14 protein-coding genes are annotated in these 18,340 nt (G+C 59.8%); 1 reads left to right on the top strand and 13 read right to left on the bottom strand.

All coding sequences use genetic code 11. The features are described 5' to 3' along the window. Positions 1–4: 4 nt before the first annotated feature. Positions 5–604 carry an aminodeoxychorismate/anthranilate synthase component II gene (locus D3M70_RS02020; RefSeq protein WP_120123941.1) on the bottom strand — a complete coding sequence of 200 codons (600 nt, stop codon included), beginning with the start codon at positions 602–604 and terminating at the stop codon, positions 5–7. 488 nt (positions 605–1,092) lie between these two features. Between D3M70_RS02020 and estP the strand changes: the two genes are divergently transcribed. Continuing rightward, the gene (gene estP / locus D3M70_RS02025) at positions 1,093–3,033 is read left to right on the top strand and encodes an esterase EstP (protein WP_120123943.1); all 1,941 of its coding nucleotides are present in this window, start codon (positions 1,093–1,095) and stop codon (positions 3,031–3,033) included. Positions 3,034–3,214: 181 nt separating this feature from the next. Here the strand turns inward: estP and trpE are convergent, their stop codons facing one another. The 12 genes from trpE to D3M70_RS02085 form a co-directional block, all read right to left on the bottom strand. Continuing rightward, positions 3,215–4,696 carry an anthranilate synthase component I gene (gene trpE / locus D3M70_RS02030; RefSeq protein WP_120123945.1) on the bottom strand — a complete coding sequence of 494 codons (1,482 nt, stop codon included), beginning with the start codon at positions 4,694–4,696 and terminating at the stop codon, positions 3,215–3,217. Between the two features lie 70 nt (positions 4,697–4,766). Next, positions 4,767–5,597: a phosphoglycolate phosphatase gene (locus tag D3M70_RS02035; RefSeq protein WP_120123946.1), complete on the bottom strand. Its 831-nt coding sequence runs from the start codon at positions 5,595–5,597 to the stop codon at positions 4,767–4,769. Beyond that, a complete protein-coding gene (gene rpe, locus D3M70_RS02040) occupies positions 5,597–6,268 on the bottom strand; it encodes a ribulose-phosphate 3-epimerase (RefSeq protein WP_081564919.1) in 672 nt (223 codons plus the stop codon). The genes D3M70_RS02035 and rpe overlap by 1 nt, the downstream gene beginning before the upstream one ends. A 200-nt stretch (positions 6,269–6,468) precedes the next feature. Next, on the bottom strand, positions 6,469–7,893 hold the full coding sequence (locus D3M70_RS02045) for a hypothetical protein (RefSeq protein ID WP_120123948.1): 1,425 nt from the start codon (positions 7,891–7,893) through the stop codon (positions 6,469–6,471). 87 nt (positions 7,894–7,980) lie between these two features. Further along, entirely contained in the window at positions 7,981–9,144 is a 1,164-nt protein-coding gene (locus D3M70_RS02050; protein ID WP_120123950.1) for an iron-containing alcohol dehydrogenase, read from the bottom strand. 183 nt (positions 9,145–9,327) lie between these two features. Continuing rightward, positions 9,328–10,701: a sigma-54-dependent Fis family transcriptional regulator gene (locus tag D3M70_RS02055; protein WP_120123952.1), complete on the bottom strand. Its 1,374-nt coding sequence runs from the start codon at positions 10,699–10,701 to the stop codon at positions 9,328–9,330. Positions 10,702–10,904: 203 nt separating this feature from the next. Then, complete coding sequence (locus tag D3M70_RS02060) at positions 10,905–11,729, bottom strand: ABC transporter permease (protein WP_120123954.1); 825 nt, start codon at positions 11,727–11,729, stop codon at positions 10,905–10,907. A 10-nt stretch (positions 11,730–11,739) separates the two neighbouring features. Continuing rightward, positions 11,740–12,987 (bottom strand): ABC transporter permease, encoded by a 1,248-nt coding sequence (locus D3M70_RS02065; protein ID WP_120123955.1) that lies wholly within the window; start codon positions 12,985–12,987, stop codon positions 11,740–11,742. A 98-nt stretch (positions 12,988–13,085) separates the two neighbouring features. Next, the gene (locus tag D3M70_RS02070) at positions 13,086–14,117 is read right to left on the bottom strand and encodes an ABC transporter substrate-binding protein (RefSeq protein WP_120123957.1); all 1,032 of its coding nucleotides are present in this window, start codon (positions 14,115–14,117) and stop codon (positions 13,086–13,088) included. An 89-nt stretch (positions 14,118–14,206) separates the two neighbouring features. Then, positions 14,207–15,331 (bottom strand): ABC transporter ATP-binding protein, encoded by a 1,125-nt coding sequence (locus tag D3M70_RS02075; protein WP_120123959.1) that lies wholly within the window; start codon positions 15,329–15,331, stop codon positions 14,207–14,209. A 278-nt stretch (positions 15,332–15,609) separates the two neighbouring features. Continuing rightward, positions 15,610–16,239, bottom strand: coding sequence for a response regulator transcription factor (locus D3M70_RS02080; RefSeq protein WP_120123961.1), 630 nt, complete (start codon positions 16,237–16,239; stop codon positions 15,610–15,612). Continuing rightward, entirely contained in the window at positions 16,236–18,251 is a 2,016-nt protein-coding gene (locus D3M70_RS02085; RefSeq protein ID WP_120123963.1) for a histidine kinase, read from the bottom strand. Before D3M70_RS02085 ends, D3M70_RS02080 begins: the two co-directional genes overlap by 4 nt. Between the last annotated feature and the right edge of the window lie 89 nt (positions 18,252–18,340).

Genomic DNA, 18,340 nt, shown 5'->3' on the forward strand with positions numbered 1-18,340 from the left:
GTCCTTAACCCTGACGAGTGCCGCCGGTCTGCTTGAGGAAGTTGGCGAACAGCTCGTGGCCCTGTTCGGAGAGAATCGACTCAGGGTGGAATTGCACACCCTCAACGTTCAACGTCTTGTGGCGCAGCCCCATGATTTCATCGACCGAGCCGTCTTCCAACTGAGTCCAGGCGGTCACCTCCAGGCAATCGGGCAATGTTTCGCGCTTGACGATCAGCGAGTGATAACGGGTAACCGTAAGGGGATGCTTCAGACCTTCGAATACGCCTTTGTCGTCGTGAATCAGGTCGCTGGTCTTGCCATGCATCACTTGGCGGGCACGGACGACATCGCCGCCGAATGCCTGCCCGATCGACTGATGGCCCAGGCAAACGCCGAGTACCGGGAGCTTACCGGCGAAGTGTTTGATGACCTCGATGGAGACGCCCGCTTCATTCGGGGTGCAAGGCCCTGGGGAAACCACGATGTGCTCGGGATTCAGGGCTTCGATTTCAGCGACGGTCATTTCGTCGTTGCGGATCACTTTAACGTCGGCGCCCAGTTCGCCCAGGTACTGCACGACGTTATAGGTAAAGGAGTCGTAGTTATCGATCATCAGCAGCATTTTGTGCTTAACCTCTTGAAATCACTGACCTTCATTCAAGCCTTCCGAAATCCGCGTCCGTTGTTGCGCCCTCGTTTGCAGTCGCTGCAAAAAGCTTGACTGGGGGGCAGACGTCACGGTTTTAAGGCAGGGTATTGCAGGGCCGGGTCAACCGGCAGGGAAAAGAGTCAGGCGCGCCAACGCCAGCGGGCGTGAGCCTTGATAACGCGCATCAAGAGTTTGCTGACAATTGTCACGGGAGGTGTCTCATCTATACGTTCCGGGACATTAGCGTACCGAACCCAGTGGTGCAACAGCATTCTACGATAGAAAAACCCAACTGGATGTAGGCAGAACGGCTCGCTTAACCCGGATCAGTCGTCGCTTGAGGGCCCTTATTTAATCCTTTCTTGCGACACAAATGCGTCATGCCTGACACAACGCATGGCGGTCTGTGTCGTGACTGCTACCTTGTCGTACAGCAATAAAAGACAAGAAGGGATCTCTCAATGCTCAAAGCCACATTTTCGCGGCCCGTTGCCGCCTGCCTCCTTAGCCTCGCCTGCTCGTCGACGATGGCCGCTTCTTCCCCGTACTCGACGATGATTGTCTTTGGCGACAGCCTCGCCGATGCCGGTCAGTTCCCCGATGCAGGCGGCCCGCCGGGCGCAACCTTGCGCTTCACAAACCGCGCAGGCCCTACGTACCTGAACGGCAGCGGTGAAGTGTTCGGCCTGAATTCGTCCACTTTATTGGGCGGCATGCTGGGCGTGGCGCCGGGCGATCTTCAGGCGTCCACTTCGCCGGTCCGCGCCGCCCAAGGCCTGCCCGATGGCAACAACTGGGCGGTGGGCGGGGATCGGACGGATCAGATCCTTGCGGCGATCACTTCCCAGTCGCAAGTCGCTAACACCGACAGCGCCACGGGTGTCACCGCCGTGTTTCGTACCCGCCCGGGGTATCTAGCGCAAACGGGGTTTCGTGCGGACCCTAACGCGCTGTATTACCTCACGGGCGGGGGCAATGACTTCCTGCAAGGTCGCGTATTGAGCCCGGGGCAGGCAGTCGGTGCTGCCAATAACCTCGCCAACAGCGCACAGGTGCTTTCGCAGGCGGGTGCCCGGTACATCATGGTCTGGCTTCTGCCCGATATCGGCCAGACGCCAGCGGTTTCCGGCACGCCATTGCAAGGGCCTTCGACGCTGCTCAGCGGTGTGTTCAATCAGCAACTGGTCAATCGACTGGGTCAAATCAATGCCGAAGTGATCCCGCTGAATGTTCCGGGTCTGGTCGGCGAAGTGCTTCAGGATCCGGCGCGCTATGGCCTGGCATCCGACCAGAATCTCGTCGGTACTTGCTTCAGCGGCAACAGTTGCACGGCCAACAGCGTCTACGGGATCGGCGGCCTTACACCTGACCCCACCAAACTCCTGTTCAACGATGGCGTCCACCCGACAGTGGCCGGCCAACGCCTGATCGCCGACTACGGCTATTCGATTCTCTCTGCGCCATGGGAGATTACCTTGCTACCTGAGATGGCCAACGGCACGTTGCGCGCACAACAGGACGAGTTGCGCAGCCAGTGGCTGGCCGACTGGGGCAATTGGCAGAACGTCGGTGAATGGCGTGCCATCGTCGCGGGCGGTGGTCAGAAAATGGACTTCGACCCGCAAAGCAATTCCGCTAGCGCCGACGGCCATGGCTATAACCTGACCATCGGTGGCAGCTACCGGTTTGCCGAAGACTGGCGTGCCGGTTTGGTCGCTGGCGCCTATCGACAGACGCTGGAAGCCGGGCCTCGCGATTCGGACTACAAACTCAACAGCTACATCGCCACCGCATTCGTGCAGTTTCAGGCGAATCATTGGTGGGCCGACCTGGCGGCATCGGGTGGACGGCTGGACTACGACAATCTGAAGCGCAAATTCGCCCTCGGCATCAGCGAAGGATCGGAAAAAGGCGACACCGATGGCGACCTGTGGGCGGTCAGCGGTCGCTTGGGATTCGACCTGGCCGAACAGACCAGCCGCTGGCATATCTCGCCCTTCATCAGCGCGGACTATTCCCATGTCGAGGTCGATGGCTATTCGGAGAAGAGCCCACGCTCGACGGCCCTCAGCTACGACGATCAGACCCGTCGTTCGAAACGTCTGGGCGCGGGGCTGCAAGGCAAGTTCGATATCACACCGCAGACCCAGGTATTTGGCGAGATCGCGCACGAACGAGAGTTCGACACCGATCAACAAGATGTGACCATAGCCGTCAACAGCGTGCCGGGTGTGGATTTCAATCTGGAAGGTTATGAGCCGCAACGCAGCCTGAATCGGGCGAGTGTCGGTTTGAGTCAGAAACTGGCACCGGACCTGACACTGCGCGCCGGCTACAACTGGCGCAAGAACGATGACGTGACGCAGCAGGGAGTGAATCTGGCGCTGAGCCTAGATTTCTGACTGATCGCCTCTAGCAGTCTGGCCGGGCGGCGGTCCGCTTACTGACGGTAGTGACTTCAATGACGTCACCGCCGGCAAGCGGTGCTGCTACAGAGGGAAAGCTGGTCGACAATCAATCGATTGCCGGCCATAAAAAACGCGGGGCCATTGGTACCCGCGTTTTTTATCGACCCTACTGCGGTCAACTTTCCGGCGTCTGCTCCGCCAGTGCCACCGCGCGGAACATGGCGCGGCGCTTGTTCAGGGTTTCTTCCCACTCCAGCGCAGGCACTGAGTCGGCAACGATGCCGCCACCGGCCTGAACGTGCAGCTCACCGTTCTTGATCACTGCGGTACGAATGGCAATCGCGGTATCCATGTTGCCGTTCCACGCCAGGTAACCTACCGCGCCGCCGTAGACACCACGTTTGACCGGCTCCAGTTCGTCGATGATCTCCATCGCACGAATTTTCGGGGCGCCCGACAAGGTGCCCGCTGGCAGAATTGCGCGAAGTGCGTCCATCGCAGTCAACCCACTTTTCAACTGGCCTGTGACGTTGGAGACGATGTGCATCACGTTGGAATAACGCTCGATGACCATTTTCTCAGTGAGCTTCACCGAGCCGATTTCCGAGACGCGGCCAGTGTCGTTACGGCCCAGATCGATGAGCATCAAGTGCTCGGCGATTTCCTTGTCATCGGACAGCAGGTCAACTTCCAGCGCGTGGTCCGCTTCTTCGGTCGCGCCGCGAGGGCGAGTGCCGGCGATCGGGCGCACGGTGATCAGGTTGTCTTCGACGCGCACCAGCACTTCCGGCGAACTGCCGACAACGTGGAAGTCGCCGAAGTTGAAGAAGTACATGTACGGCGTCGGGTTGAAGCAACGCAGTGCGCGATAAAGGTCGATTGGCGCAGCCTTGAAGTCGATCGACATACGCTGCGACGGCACGACCTGCATGCAGTCGCCCGCCAGGATGTATTCCTTGATGGTGTCGACGGCCTTCTCGTAGTCGCCCTGGGTGAAACTCGAGCGGAACACCGGATCAGCCGCTTGTGGACGGGTCAGGTCCAGGCCACGACGGGGCGTGATCGGCTGACGCAGTTTTTCCATCAGTTGTTCAAGACGCGCCAGGCCATCTTCGTAGGCTTCCGGTTGCTCTGGATCGACCAGCACAATGGCGTGCATCTTACCGGCCAGGTTGTCGAAGACCACGACCGCGTCGGACACCATCAACAGGATGTCGGGCACACCGAGCGGGTCAGGATTCGGGCAACGGCCCAGACGAGGCTCCACATACCGCACGCAGTCGTAACCGAAGTAGCCCACCAGACCGCCATTGAAACGCGGCAGGCCAGGGATCGTCGGAACGTTGTAACGGGCCTTGAAGGACTCGACGAAAGCCAGTGGATCTTCGGCCTCCAGGCTTTCGATTTCGACGCCATCGAGGGTTACGCTGATGTTGTGCTCGTGCACGCGCATCACGGTGCGGCATGGCAGACCGATGATCGAATAACGGCCCCACTTCTCGCCGCCTTGTACCGACTCCAGCAGATAGGAGTTCGGCTCGTCGGCAAGTTTGAGGTAGATCGACAGCGGCGTGTCGAAGTCGGCCAGGGTTTCAAGGGCAAGCGGGATGCGGTTGTAGCCTTCAGCGGCCAAACGTAGGAATTCTTCGCGGATCATGATCAGCCTCGTGGTCTGAGGGTCAAACGGTCAGGTGTGCAAACGCGCCGGACAGCCGGCCAGATTCAAGTCAGGCGCGCCAACGCCAGCGGGCCAGGGCCTTGATGACTTTCATCCAGAGTTTGCGAGTGACCACCACGATGGAATCTCTAAAGGAGGGAGCTTTAACGTCGGGCAACGTTATCTCAGCCCCATCTTCTAGGCAACCGGCAGAGCAACCCGTAATCAGTTTGCGCAAATCGTCGATCACCAATGCCGGGGATTCCTCGGCAATCGGACGACCGTGGTTGTAGCCATAACTTAGCGCTACGCAACTGACGCCCGCAGCCTTCGCCGCCAGTACGTCGTTGCGCGAGTCGCCGACAAACAGTGATTGCGAGCCCGAGGCGCCGGCCATTTTCATCACGAAGAACAGTGCCGCGGGATCAGGTTTCTGCTGTGGCAAGGTATCGCCGCCGACGATCCAGCGAAAGAAGCGGCCAAGCTTCATGTCGTCTAGCAAGGGCGCGACAAACTGCTCGGGCTTGTTGGTGATGAGGGCCATTTCCACACCGTTTTTCTGCAGCCACTTCAGCGTTTCACGCACGCCAGGATAGACCTTGGTCAGCGAGTGATCGCCACCATAGGCTTCCATGAAGATCGCCAGCGCCGAATCGGTGGAGGCTTCATCGACGCCAGAGTGGTCCATGTCGTTGGCCAGCGCACGACGCACCAGCACTCGCACGCCGTTGCCAATCCAGTCGCGCACCCGCTCGATGCCAGCCGGCGCACGTCCGAGTTGAATCAGGGTTTTGTCCACAGCTGCGGCCAGATCCGGCACGGAGTCGACCAGTGTCCCATCCAGATCGAACATGATCAGTTTGGGCAGGCGACCCGGAAACAGCTGCTCAAAGCCGCTCATCAACGGGCCAACGCCAGTTCTGCTCGCATTTTTTCAATGACCTCTTGGTAGTCCGGCGCATTGAAGATAGCGGAACCGGCAACAAAGGTGTCAGCGCCAGCAGCCGCGATTTCGCGGATGTTGTTGACGTTGACGCCGCCGTCGATTTCCAGACGGATATCACGACCAGACGCGTCGATCAGCGCGCGGGCTTCGCGCAGCTTGTTGAGCGTGCCGGGAATGAACTTCTGGCCCCCAAAGCCCGGGTTGACGCTCATGAGCAGGATCATGTCGACCTTGTCCATGACGTATTCGAGCAGGTTCAGCGGGGTTGCCGGATTGAACACCAGGCCGGACTTGCAACCGCCCTCGCGGATCAACTGCAGGGAGCGGTCGATGTGCTGGGTCGCTTCCGGGTGGAACGTAATGTAGGTCGCGCCGGCCTCGACGAAGTCGCCGATGATGCGATCCACAGGGCTGACCATCAGGTGTACGTCGATGGGCGCTGTGATGCCGTACTTGCGCAGCGCCGCGCAGACCATCGGGCCGATGGTCAGGTTGGGGACGTAGTGGTTGTCCATGACGTCGAAGTGGACGATGTCGGCGCCAGCGGCCAGAACATTGTCGACTTCCTGACCCAGACGGGCGAAATCGGCGGACAGAATCGAAGGAGCAATGGCGAAGGGCTGCATGACGCACCTTTTTTGAGCGAAATCACGGTGGCGCGCATTGTACTCCAAGAGTTTGAGACATGGGTCGGGTGGCGGATGAATGCGGCCTCTGCAGGTCCGCTATCCAATGCTCTCTAGCAGCGAGGCTTGCCGGAGGCGGCGTTTTAAGATCGCTACCGCCGGCAAGCCGTGCTGCTACAGATTAACGGGGTGCGCCGGATTCAATCGATCAGAGCTTCTTTCTTCACGCGCTCGGCCTTCGCAACTGGCTTGGCATCCACCGCCTTCAGGTCCTTGCTGAAGGTCCCGTCTACTTCACCTTTGAAGAAGTTCTTGCCGTAGATGAGCAGACACAGCACCACTCCAATCCCGAACGCCCAACTTGCGCCCTTGATCGCCAGAACCGCGCCGATCACACCGGCGATTCCCAGGTCTCTCTGACTGCGCGCCTCGAGAATGCCCAGCCGCACGCTCACGTACCCCTGAATCAGCAGCGTCAGCGACAACGCCACACCCAGAATCGGCTGAACCAGCGTCACCACCGGCAACAGCAGCAAGCCGGTGTTCGTCCCCCAGCGGAACGAGCCAACCCCGCCGATGATCGACTGCATCGCCTTCGGACCGCCTTTGAAACGCTCGATCACCACCACCAGCATCGCCGCCCATTTTGGACCGCACATCGCAACGTCCGGGCCGAAAATGCTCATGAAGGCGTTGCGTGCACCGAAGATCAGGTGAGCACGATCCGGGTTGTAGTCCACGACTTCGTCGGTGCGGACGGTTTCCGCTTCATCGAGTAGGGATTTCGCACTGAGTACGTCACCAAAGACGATGATGTAAACCGCCAGCATCGTCGGCAGGGCCGAAATAAACATCGACAACGGCGGCATGCCCAGGCCGAACACGGTGTAGTTGCTCCACAGGCCAGCGAAGTCCGGCTTGCTGATGCCCCATTGAATGGTCGGCCAGGGTGCTTCACCGAACAGCGGCGCGATCACCACCGCCAGCAGGATGATCGGCAGGATCCCCAGCTTTGCGAAGTTCCACCAGAACCGGTTGCGGTGTTTCAGGTCGTTGAAGTGCTGGGAGAAGATCAGGTAGAACGCGATGCCGACTGCGATGGAGATGGTCCACGGCAACACGTTGAATTTTCCGCCCACCTGAAACACGGCGATCACCGCGCTCAGACCGGCGCCGACGATGATTCCCGACTTGATTGCCGACGGCACATATTCGACGACCTTCTTCGCCATCCCGGTCGCGCCCAAGGCAATCGAGAAGACCCCCAGCATCAACTGGAACGCGATCAAGGCGTGGACACGCTCCGGGCCCATCGGGAACTGTGCACAGTAGGCCATGAGGAGCGGGACTGCGGGAGTGATCCAGCCCGGCACGGTCGGGTCGCCGAGCAAATGGTGGGTCAGGTAAAGCAGGCCGTTGAGCATCACCACCGCCAGCGCCACTTCGAAAGGCATGCCCAGCAATTCGGTCATCAGCGGAATGGCCGCCAGGTCCACTGCGCACATCAACAGCCCTTGAAGGTAGTCCGGCATCTCGAATTTGTAGTGAATGAACGGCAACCGCACCTTGAACGGTCCGAGCGGGATGTACGGGCTTTCGCTCCGCTGTTGGGGAGTGTTGGACATTGAGTGCACCTGTTTTATTGGTCTTATTTGTGTGTCTTGCAGCGGCAGACGCCCGTGCGGGAGGCCGAGCGCCGTGGCTCTTGGGGATCAGTAAGCTGCCCGGTAGATCTTCTCGATATCGCCTGCGGTCAATTTGCGTGGGTTGTTGCGCATCAGGCGGTCGATCTTGCTGGCCTCTTCAGCCATCGCAGGAATCGCGTCTTCGGGCACGTTGAAACTGCGCATGCCGGACGGGATATCCACAGCGGCGCACAGATCGGCCATGGCTTTGACGGCCTGATCGGCAGCGTCCTTGTCGCTCAGGTCGGCGACACGCACACCCATGGCTTCGGCGATGTCGCGGAAGCGCTCGACGCAGGCCATCTTGTTCCACTCCATGACGTACGGCAGCAACAAGGCATTGCTGACCCCGTGAGCGATGTTGAAACGCCCCCCCAACGGATAGGCCAGCGCATGCACCGCGCCCACGCCCGCGTTGCCGAATGCCATCCCGGCCATGAGGCTGGCGGTGGCCATGTCTTCCCGGGCTTGCAGGTTGGAAGGATTGGCGTAAGCCTTGGGCAACGCCTTGGCGATCAGTTTGATAGCGCCTAGGGCGATGGCGTCGGTGATCGGCGAGGCGTTAACCGACAGATACGACTCGACCGCATGCACCAATGCGTCAACGCCGCTGGCCGCGGTGACGCTGCGCGGGCAGGTCAGCGTCATGATCGGGCTGACGAGCGCGACGTCCGGCAGCAGGTAATCGCTGACGATGCCCTTTTTGAGCTGGGCCTCCTTGTCGGAGAAGATCGCCACGTTGGTCACCTCCGAGCCAGTACCTGCGGTGGTCGGGATGGCGATCAGCGCAGGACCTTTGCGCTTCACCAGATCGACGCCGAACAGTTCGGTCAACGGGCCTTCATGCCCGGCGAACGCGGCGACGCCTTTGGCGATGTCGATGGCGCTGCCGCCTCCCAGACCAATCAGACCGTCATGACCGCCCTCGCGATAGGCGCGGGTGCAGTCTTCAACGATCGATATTTCAGGCTCGGGTCTGACCTGATCGAAAATGCCATAACGACGGCCACCGAGTTGCGCCAGCGCCAGATCGACGGTACCTGACTTGACGAGGATGGCATCAGTGACGATCAGGGGATTGTTGACGTTGAGGCGGGTCAGCTCGGCGGCAAGCTGCTCAATGGCGGCAGGGCCGGTGATCAGTTTGTTGGCGATTTTGAAGGCGCTGATTTTGGAGGCAGAGGTGCTCATCGGGCTCGTCCTGTGTGCGTTGTTTTATTGGAAGACGTGCCGGAACAGATAGCGAAAGCTGTGCCAGTACGCGCAAGGGCCCATGAACTGGGGCTTTGCGCGATTCACCTGAGGTTTGAAGGGCTTTTTACAGGGCAGTTCTGATCAGCTTTTTGCTCGAATTCAGGGGCCTTGATTGAAATCCTAATCAGAACGCTCCCAGCGTTTCATCTTCTGCACCACCGTCGCTTGGCTCACGCCCAATGCCTTGGCCGCCAAGCGCGTGGTCTTGTGAGCCTGCAATGCGGCGCGAATCGCCGAACGTTCGGCGTTCTCCAATACCTTGCGCAGGGGCAGGCGGCTGTCGTCGGTGTTCTGCGGATTGAGGTTGAGGATTTCCTCGGGCAGATCCAGCGCCTCGATGGTCCCGGTCTGATTGGTGACCACCAGCCGCTCGACGATGTTGATCAACTCGCGAATGTTGCCCGGCCAAGCGTATTCGCACATCAGATCGAGGGCTTCGAGGCTCCATTGCAGCTGCCGCTCGTAGCGGACGTTGAAGCTGTCGAGGTAGTAATGCAGCAGTGGCGGGATTTCTTCGCTGCGCTCGCGCAAAGCCGGAATGTTGATCGGCACCACGTTGAGCCGGTAATACAGATCAGCGCGAAATCGCCCTTCTGCCACCAGTTGTTTGAGGTCGTGATGAGTCGCACTGATGATCCGTACGTCGACCTCTTTCAATTCCAGCCCGCCGACCGGAATGAAGCGATTTTCCTCGATGACCTTGAGCAGCTTCACCTGAACCGGCAGCGGCAGATCGCCGATTTCATCGAGAAACAGCGTGCCGTGGTGAGCCAGTTCCAGCAGACCGCGCTTGCCTTTCGGGCCTGCCCCGGTGAATGCGCCGGGGGCGTAGCCGAACAATTCGGCTTCGATGAGGTTTTCCGGCAACGCGCCGCAGTTGAGCGCCAGAAACGGCTCGCTGGCCCGAGGGCTAGCGTTGTGGATGAACTGCGCGACAAGGGTTTTGCCGACACCGGTTTCGCCTTGCAGCAGGACTTTCACCGAACTGTTCGCGACTTGTCTGGCGAGGGCGAAGACGCGTCCCGAGACTTCCTGGTCAGCCATCAACGGTGAGTGCAGGAGATTATCGCGCTGACCGGCATGCAGCTTGGCTGTGCTGTTGCGCAGCTGCTTGAGCTGCTGAAGCTCGTCGCGCTCGTGCTTCATGCGCAGCAGTTCGGTCATGTCACGAACGGTGCTGACGACGTAGGAAATACGGTGATCGGCATCAAGAATCGGCGTGGCGCTGACCAGCAGTTTCTTGCCTTGGCTCAGGCTCTGCATCACCGAAACGGGGCGGCCCTCCTGCAAGACGCGCAATGAGGCGGATTGTGAAATGACGCCCTCCTTGACCAGTTCCTGCATCGGGCGACCCACAAGATCGGTGCCGCTGAGGCCGGTCAGTCGCTCATAGGCGTGGTTGACCTTGAGCGTCTTGCCGTCGCCATCGGTGATATAGACGCCGTCATGCAGAGCGTTGAGCAGTTCTTCGAAACTGGCGTCGTTGACGTTCACCGAGTGGCTCCATGCATGAGGTGGGAGCGGTGAAGTTTAAACGGTGTGGAGCGGGTTGCAGAGCAGACGTTGGTCTTGAAAATGACTGACGATGATCGTCCCCTCGCTGTGGGTGGTAACGACTCGTTGAACGCTCCGCGTCTGGGTGACGCGGAGCGTCACGGCATGCATGCCCACGCAGAACGTGGGCACGATCAGCATGTTTATTCAGCCGCCGTGCGCAGCTTCTCGCTGCGCCCACGCAACCACTCCAGCACCAGCAACAGCACCACCGAAAAGCCAATCAGCAAGGTCGCGGCGGCGGCGATGGTCGGGCTGAGGTTTTCACGGATGCCGCTGAACATCTGGCGAGGCAGGGTCGCCTGTTCGGGGCCGGCGAGGAACAACGTCACCACCACTTCGTCGAACGAGGTCGCAAAGGCGAACAAAGCACCGGAAATCACCCCCGGCGCAATCAGCGGCAGGGTCACCCGGCGAAACGCCGTCACCGGCGAAGCACCGAGACTGGCCGCCGCCCGCACCAGGTTGTAATTGAAGCCTTGCAGCGTCGCCGACACGGTGATGATCACAAACGGCACACCCAACACTGCGTGCACCAGAATCAACGAGGTGTAGCTGTTACCCAGGCCTAATGGCGCAAAGAACAGGTAGCTCGCCACACCGACGATCACCACGGGCACGACCATCGGCGAAATCACCAGCGCCATCACCAGCGACTTGCCGGGGAAGTTGCTGCGGGTCAGTCCGATCGCAGCCAGTGTGCCGAACCCCATCGCCAGGACTGTGGCTGCCGGGGCGACGATCAGGCTGTTCTTCAGTGCTCGCATCCACTCAGCCGAACCGAAGAAGTCCTGATACCAGTGCAGCGAGAAGCCCTGCAGCGGATAGACCAAAAAGCTGCCGGAGTTGAATGACAGCGGCACGATGACCAGCACCGGCAGCACCAGGAATAACAGAATCAGGCCGCACAGAATGCGCAGTGCGTAGTACCAGACCCGCTCGATGGGCGAGGAATAAGGGCTCAACATTACAGTCTCCTCAGCTCAGACGCAGGCGGCTGGCGCCGACCAGCCAGCTATAAATCAAATAGAGCACGACGGTCGCCAGCAACAGCAGGCCGCCCAGTGCCGTGGCCATGCCCCAGTTGATGCTGGTGTTGGTGTAGAACGCCACGAAATAGCTGACCATCTGGTCGTTCGGGCTGCCCAGCAGTGCCGGGGTGATGTAGTAGCCAATGGCGAGGATGAAGACCAACAGACAGCCCGCGCCCACGCCGGCGTAGGTCTGCGGAAAGTACACCCGCCAGAAGCTGGCGAAGGGGTTGCAGCCCAGCGAGATCGCTGCGCGCATGTAAGTCGGGGAGATGCCTTTCATCACGCTGTAGATCGGCAGGATCATGAACGGCAGCATGATATGAACCATCGAGATGTAGACGCCCACCCGGTTGAACACCAGCTCCAGCGGTTTATCGATGATTCCCAGGGCCATGAGTGCACCGTTGATCAGACCACTCGATTGCAGCAGGACGATCCAGGCAGCGACGCGGACCAGAATCGAGGTCCAGAACGGCAGCAGAACCAGAATCATCAGTAAGTTGCTTTGTCGTGAAGGCAGGTTCGCCAGCAGGTACGCCAGTGGATAGGCGAGAAACAGGCAGATCACCGTAATCACCAGGCCCATCCAGAAGGTGCGGGCAAAGATGTCGATGTAGATCGCCTGATCAGGCGTCGCCGGCGCCACTTCACCAAGATCATCGATGCGATGGTCGACAGCGGCCAGCAGGTAATAGGGCGTCAAGCTCGACGTGTTGCGACGGATCGCCTGCCAGTACGCCGGATCACCCCAACGCTCGTCGATGGCTTCCAGCGCTTCCTTATAGGAAGCAGGCTCTTCCTTCAATGGGAGGGCTCGGGCAGTTTTCGCCAACAGGCTGCGGTAGCCGGCAAGCTCCTGGTTCAGGCGCTTGGACAGGTCGCCCAGTGTCTGATTCTTGCGGGCGTCGGCCAGATCCTGACTTGCTGCCTTGTACACCGCTTCCGGTGGCAGACCCTTGCCATCCCACTTGGAAACCTGGACGACAGTGAGCGGCATGCCGCCGACCACTTCGGGGTTGTTCACGCTCTTGTAGAGCAGGGCCGCGATGGGCACCAGGAATACCAACAGCAGAAAAATCGCCAATGGCGCGATCAACGCCTGAGCCTTCCAGCGGTTCACACGCTCGGCACGGGCCAGGCGTTGCTTCAAGGTCGGGCTGGCGCCTTCAGTCAGGGGCACGGCGGTGGCCATAGCGAACTCCGAAATCTTTCAACAAAGGGTGCGTTGCCTCACCGTTGACGGAGAGAAAACGCACCCGGATCTGACTCAACCCAAACAGCTTGCCAGGGTTACTTGGCAGCCCAGGAGTTGAAACGCTGCTCCAGGTTCTCGCCGAAGTCGGCCCAGAATTTCACGTCGATCTGCACTTGATCCTTGATGTTGTCAGGAGTGGTCGGCATGTTCTTCAGGGTTTCCGGGCTCAGCATCGAAACGGCCTGGGTGTTGGCCGGGCCGTAAGCGATGTTCTCGGAGTAGGCCTTCTGCTGTTCAGGCTTGAGGGTGTAAGCCAGGAATTTTTTCGCTTCCTCGGCGTTTTTTGCGCCCTTCGGAATGGCCCATGCGTCGAAGTCGTACACGCCGCCGGTCCAGACCACTTTCAGGTTGCTTTCTTTCTGCACGGCAGCGATGCGACCGTTATAGGCCGAGCTCATCACGACATCACCCGATTGCAGGAACTGCGGCGGCTGTGCGCCCGCTTCCCACCACTGGATGCTTGGCTTGAGCTTGTCGAGCATTTTGAAGGCGCGGTCCTGACCTTCTTTGGTCGCCAGTACTTTGTAGACGTCTTTGGGCGCAACACCGTCAGCCATCAGGGCAAATTCCAGGGTGTACTTGGCGCCTTTACGCAGGCCGCGCTTGCCCGGGAATTTCTCGGTGTTCCAGAAATCGGCCCAGCCGGTCGGTGCGGATTTCAGTTTGTCTGCGTTGTAGGCCAGCACGGTCGACCACACGAAGAAGCCCACGCCGCAGGTCTGGATCGCGCCCGGCACGTAGTCTTCTTTCTTGCCCAGAATGGCCGGATCGATCTCCTCGAACATGTCTTCGTCGCAACCGCGCGCCAGTTCAGGAGACTCGACTTCTACCAGATCCCAACTCACGCTTTTGGTGTCGACCATGGCTTTGACCTTGGCCATCTCACCGTTGTACTCGCCGGCAATGATCTTGCCATTGCCTGCTTTCTCCCACGGTGCGTAGAAGGCTTTTTCCTGAGCCGTCTTGTTCGCGCCACCGAAGGAAATGACAGTCAGATCGGCTGCCATGGCTTGCGCCGCGCACATCATGCCGACCGATAGAGCGGTGAGCTTTAATGTCTTGAGCATTTATTTTTCTCTCCACGAACAATGTTGGTTAAGCGATGGGGGCGATCATTCGCCTCTGATTGCTTCGGTTTGCGACTACAGCGGTTGAATCAATGCGCTTCCTGCAAAGGGTCCAGCGCGCGCGCGTGCTCGACCTGCCATCCAATGGGCACAACGTCGCCAACGCTCAATGCCGGATCCAGCTCGGCGATCGGTTGCTTGACGAAGAAATCGGTTTTACCGGCGACTTCAAGACGGACCCGCACGTGGTCGCCCAGGTAGATGAATTCAGCAACCCTGCCGGAGAAGCGATTGACGCAACTCTCGCTGCGGCCGTTGAGGTTCACGCGCTCAGGACGGATCGACAGGGTGACGGGATCCCCCGCCGCGCCAACGTTGACCGCCAACGCCTCGACCTTCTCGCCACGGCCCAGGGTGACGACACAGCGGTCGCCGGTCTGGCTGAGCAACGTGCCGTTGATGCGATTGTTCTCGCCAATGAAGTTGGCAACGAAGGTGTTTTTTGGCTCTTCATACAACGTGCGAGGCGGTGCGATCTGCTGGATTTCGCCTTGATGGAAAACCGCCACGCGGTCGGACATGGTCAACGCTTCGCCCTGGTCGTGGGTGACGTAGACCACGGTCACGCCCAGACGCTGGTGGATATGCTTGATCTCCATCTGCATGTGCTCGCGCAGTTGTTTATCGAGCGCGCCCAGGGGCTCGTCCATCAGCACCAGTTGTGGCTCGAACACGAGCGCACGCGCCAGCGCCACGCGTTGTTGCTGACCACCGGACAATTGCGCCGGATAACGATGAGCGAAGGTGCCGAGCTGCACCATGTCCAGGGCGCGTTTGACCTTTTCGGTGACGTCAGTCTTGCTCATGCCACGCACCGACAAGGGGAACGCGAGGTTCTCCGCCACTGTCATGTGCGGGAACAGCGCGTAGTTCTGGAACACCATGCCAATGTCGCGCTTGTGCGGCGGCACGTTGTTGATCGAGCGACCGGCCAGCAGAATCTCGCCTGCGGTCGGCGTTTCAAAGCCGGCAAGCATCATCAGGCTGGTGGTCTTGCCGGAACCGGAGGGCCCGAGCAGGGTGAGGAACTCGCCTTTGCGAATGTCCAGGTTGAGGTCTTTGACGATCAGGGCTTCGCCGTCGTAGCTCTTTTGCACACCACGAAAGCTGACCAGAACTTCACTCGCCCCAGCGCTTGAATCGACGTTGCTCATTACCCACACCTTTGTTTAATCAACCGTGGGAATAAGCCTAGGCTAGCCTGCAGACCACGCAAATCGGGGCGTAGGAGAGATTCGACTAGGTGCGATGGAAGGTTCTTTGTAGGGATTGCCCTACAGGGATGGCGGGGATAGGTATGCGATCAGTGAGACATTTTTCTCATGTTGATGCCTGTTCCCGGGCAAGCGCGCTCCTACAGGGGACTGCGGTGCTTTTGTAGGAGCGCGCTTGCCCGCGATGGCCTGAGATCAGGCTCAGCAGAAGGTCGTTTTCAGACCAGCTTGTGCTCCATCGCATACTTCACCAGCTCGGCCAGTGACGTGATGTTCAATTTCTGCATCAGGCGCGCCTTGTGCGTGCTGATGGTCTTGCTGCTCAACGCCAGTTGCTGTGCGATGTCGTTGACGTTCGCGCCTTGAGCCAGACGTTCGAACACCGAAAATTCCCGCTCTGACAACAACGAGTGCAAAGGTCGATTGTCGGTTAGCCCTACCTCGAACACCATGCGGTCGGCGAGGTCCGGGTCGATGTAACGCCCGCCCGACGCCACCCGTCGGATCGCCGTCAGCAGCAACGCCGGATCGCTGTCCTTGGTCGCATACCCCGCTGCGCCGACTTTCAAGGCGCGTGCCGCCATTTGCGCTTCGTCGTGCATCGACAGGATCAGAATCGCTGGTGGATTGTTCAACGCACGGATTCTCGGGATGGCCTCAAGGCCGTTGACACCCGGCATCGAGATGTCGAGCAGCACGACTTCGCACTCGATATGGCGCAAGGCTCCCAGCAGTTGCTCACCGTTGCTGGCCTCGCCCGCCACTTGCAGGTCCTTGGCCAGACCGATCAACTGTTTGATGCCTTCCCGAACGATGGTGTGGTCTTCGGCGACCAATACGCGAATCACTGCACTTGCTCCTGCGCAACCTGTTCCAGCGGAATGTAGATACGCAAGGTTGTGCCTTCTCCCAGCGTGCTGTCCAGATGCAATCGTCCGCCCATGATCAACACGCGCTCGCGCATGCCTACCAGCCCGAACGAAGCGGGACGCTCGGCGCCTTGATCGAAGCCTCTGCCATCATCGGCGATGCTCATGCACAACACCCCATCGGTCAGGCTCAACTCCAGCTCGACCGTGTGCGCCTCAGCGTGACGCATGACGTTAGTGAGCGACTCCTGAAGGATACGAAACAGGCCGATGGCCGTTGCATCCGGCAGCGCTGGCAAGTTGTCGGGCACCTGCACCAGACACGGGATCTGCGTGCGCGCCTCGAACCGACGCGCCTGCCATTCAATGGCCGAGGCAATGCCCGCATCGAGAATCGGCGGACGCAACGCCGTCGCTACATCCCTGACCAGTTGGAACAACTGAGCGATCAACCGCTTCATGCTGTTCAGGCGATCACGCAATCCCGGGTCGAGATCGGCGTAAGCCAGTTCGCACATGGAGGTTTCCAGCTTGAGCACGGTCAGCATCTGACCCAACTCGTCGTGAACCTCCCGGGCAATTCGGGCCTTTTCCTCTTCTCGCACGGTTTCCAGGTGCGCCGACAATTCCCGCAACTGCTCGGCCAGTACCTGCAACCGCGCCTCGCTTTCCTGCAACGCGGCGATGGAACGACGACGTTCGGTGACATCAGTGATGAACACCACCAGGTATTCGGCTTCGCGGAAACGCAGAAAGCTGAGCGACACATCGGCCGGAAGAACGCTGCCATCGGCCCGCACGCAGTTGCTCTCGAAATTCTGCGGCGCTTCATCGCTCGACCGGGCGTTCTTCCACAGATTGAGCCAGCGATCCATATTCAGGCCTGGCTCGAAATCGATCAGGGGACGGTCTACCACGCCACCCGGTGCGTAGCCGAGCATGTTTTCGGCAGCTGCGTTGGCATAACGCACATGGCTGTCCCAATTGACCCAAAGAATGCCCACTGTGCTCTGGTCGATGGAAAACTGCGCCAGACGCAACGACTCTTCACCCGCCAACCGGCGCGCAATGGTTTCACGTGCTGCCAGCAGTTCGCGCTCGAGTATCTGTTGCTGCTTGCGTTGCCACACGACGATGGCGCCGCTGGCCAGCACCAGCACGAACAGCAGCAACGTGATGTTTTTCCAAAGCCCCGGCGACTCGCCCACTTGCGGATACTTGGGTTGCAGCCATTGGGCATGCAATTGATCCAGGTCTTTGGGAGCAATCGCGTTCAACGCCTGACTGATGATCTCGGCCAACTGCGGCATATCGCGACGTGATGCCACGCGCAGCAACTGCGGAAAGCCGATATCGCCCACCACGGCCAACCCGGCGAATTCGCTCTCGCGTGACAGGCGGCTGAGCTGCGCCTCGTCGACTACCGCGTACCGGGCTTGTTGGCTGAGCAGCAGCTGTAACGCTTGGCGTTCCAGAGGCACCCCTTGCAGATTGAGATTCGTGTAGGTCGAACGCAAGTAGTCCGCCGTTGCGCTGGGCATGCGCACCGCGACCCGAACCTGACTGTCGAGTTTTTCCAGATCCACGGCACCGGAGCCGTCCCTCTCCCCCACCACCAGTTGCGGCACGCGCATGTAGGGGTCGGAGAACAGCCACATGCGCAACCCGGCCGGGGTTTGCGTCAGGCCGGGCGCGAAGTCGATTTCCCCGTCGGCAAGTGCTTTTTCAAGCGCTGCCTGATCGGAGAAGTTGCGCCATAACAACTCGACCTGCAGGGTTCTGGCCATCAGATTGACCAGATCGACGTTGGCGCCGGACAGCACCTGCGCACGCCGATCGAATTGTGCATAAGGCGCTTGCAGGACCAGCCCGACGCGCAACTGCCCTCGCTGATCAAGCCAGTGACGTTGAACGCTGTTCAGCGGGTCGGGCGGCGCAGCGGGCACCCCGCAATGGGCAACCGAAGAAAGGCCAGTCAGCACCAGAAACATCAAGAGCGCTCTCGGACAGCCGATAACCCGAAGGCACAGTACGGGGATTCTCAACCTGTCATCTCCACTTCCCTGAATCCTCGATCATG

The organism is Pseudomonas sp. LS-2 (assembly GCF_003605735.1).
Taxonomy (GTDB): Bacteria; Pseudomonadota; Gammaproteobacteria; order Pseudomonadales; family Pseudomonadaceae; genus Aquipseudomonas.

What these genes read in the sequence shown, in the direction of transcription:
- D3M70_RS02060 (WP_120123954.1), bottom strand. Translation starts at nt 11,729, where the DNA reads ATGTTGAGCCCTTATTCCTCGCCCATCGAGCGGGTCTGGTACTACGCA.
- D3M70_RS02035 (WP_120123946.1), bottom strand. Translation starts at nt 5,597, where the DNA reads ATGAGCGGCTTTGAGCAGCTGTTTCCGGGTCGCCTGCCCAAACTGATC.
- estP (WP_120123943.1), top strand. Translation starts at nt 1,093, where the DNA reads ATGCTCAAAGCCACATTTTCGCGGCCCGTTGCCGCCTGCCTCCTTAGC.
- D3M70_RS02085 (WP_120123963.1), bottom strand. Translation starts at nt 18,251, where the DNA reads ATGTTTCTGGTGCTGACTGGCCTTTCTTCGGTTGCCCATTGCGGGGTG.
- D3M70_RS02075 (WP_120123959.1), bottom strand. Translation starts at nt 15,331, where the DNA reads ATGAGCAACGTCGATTCAAGCGCTGGGGCGAGTGAAGTTCTGGTCAGC.
- D3M70_RS02050 (WP_120123950.1), bottom strand. Translation starts at nt 9,144, where the DNA reads ATGAGCACCTCTGCCTCCAAAATCAGCGCCTTCAAAATCGCCAACAAA.
- D3M70_RS02065 (WP_120123955.1), bottom strand. Translation starts at nt 12,987, where the DNA reads ATGGCCACCGCCGTGCCCCTGACTGAAGGCGCCAGCCCGACCTTGAAG.
- trpE (WP_120123945.1), bottom strand. Translation starts at nt 4,696, where the DNA reads ATGATCCGCGAAGAATTCCTACGTTTGGCCGCTGAAGGCTACAACCGC.
- D3M70_RS02070 (WP_120123957.1), bottom strand. Translation starts at nt 14,117, where the DNA reads ATGCTCAAGACATTAAAGCTCACCGCTCTATCGGTCGGCATGATGTGC.
- D3M70_RS02020 (WP_120123941.1), bottom strand. Translation starts at nt 604, where the DNA reads ATGCTGCTGATGATCGATAACTACGACTCCTTTACCTATAACGTCGTG.
- rpe (WP_081564919.1), bottom strand. Translation starts at nt 6,268, where the DNA reads ATGCAGCCCTTCGCCATTGCTCCTTCGATTCTGTCCGCCGATTTCGCC.
- D3M70_RS02045 (WP_120123948.1), bottom strand. Translation starts at nt 7,893, where the DNA reads ATGTCCAACACTCCCCAACAGCGGAGCGAAAGCCCGTACATCCCGCTC.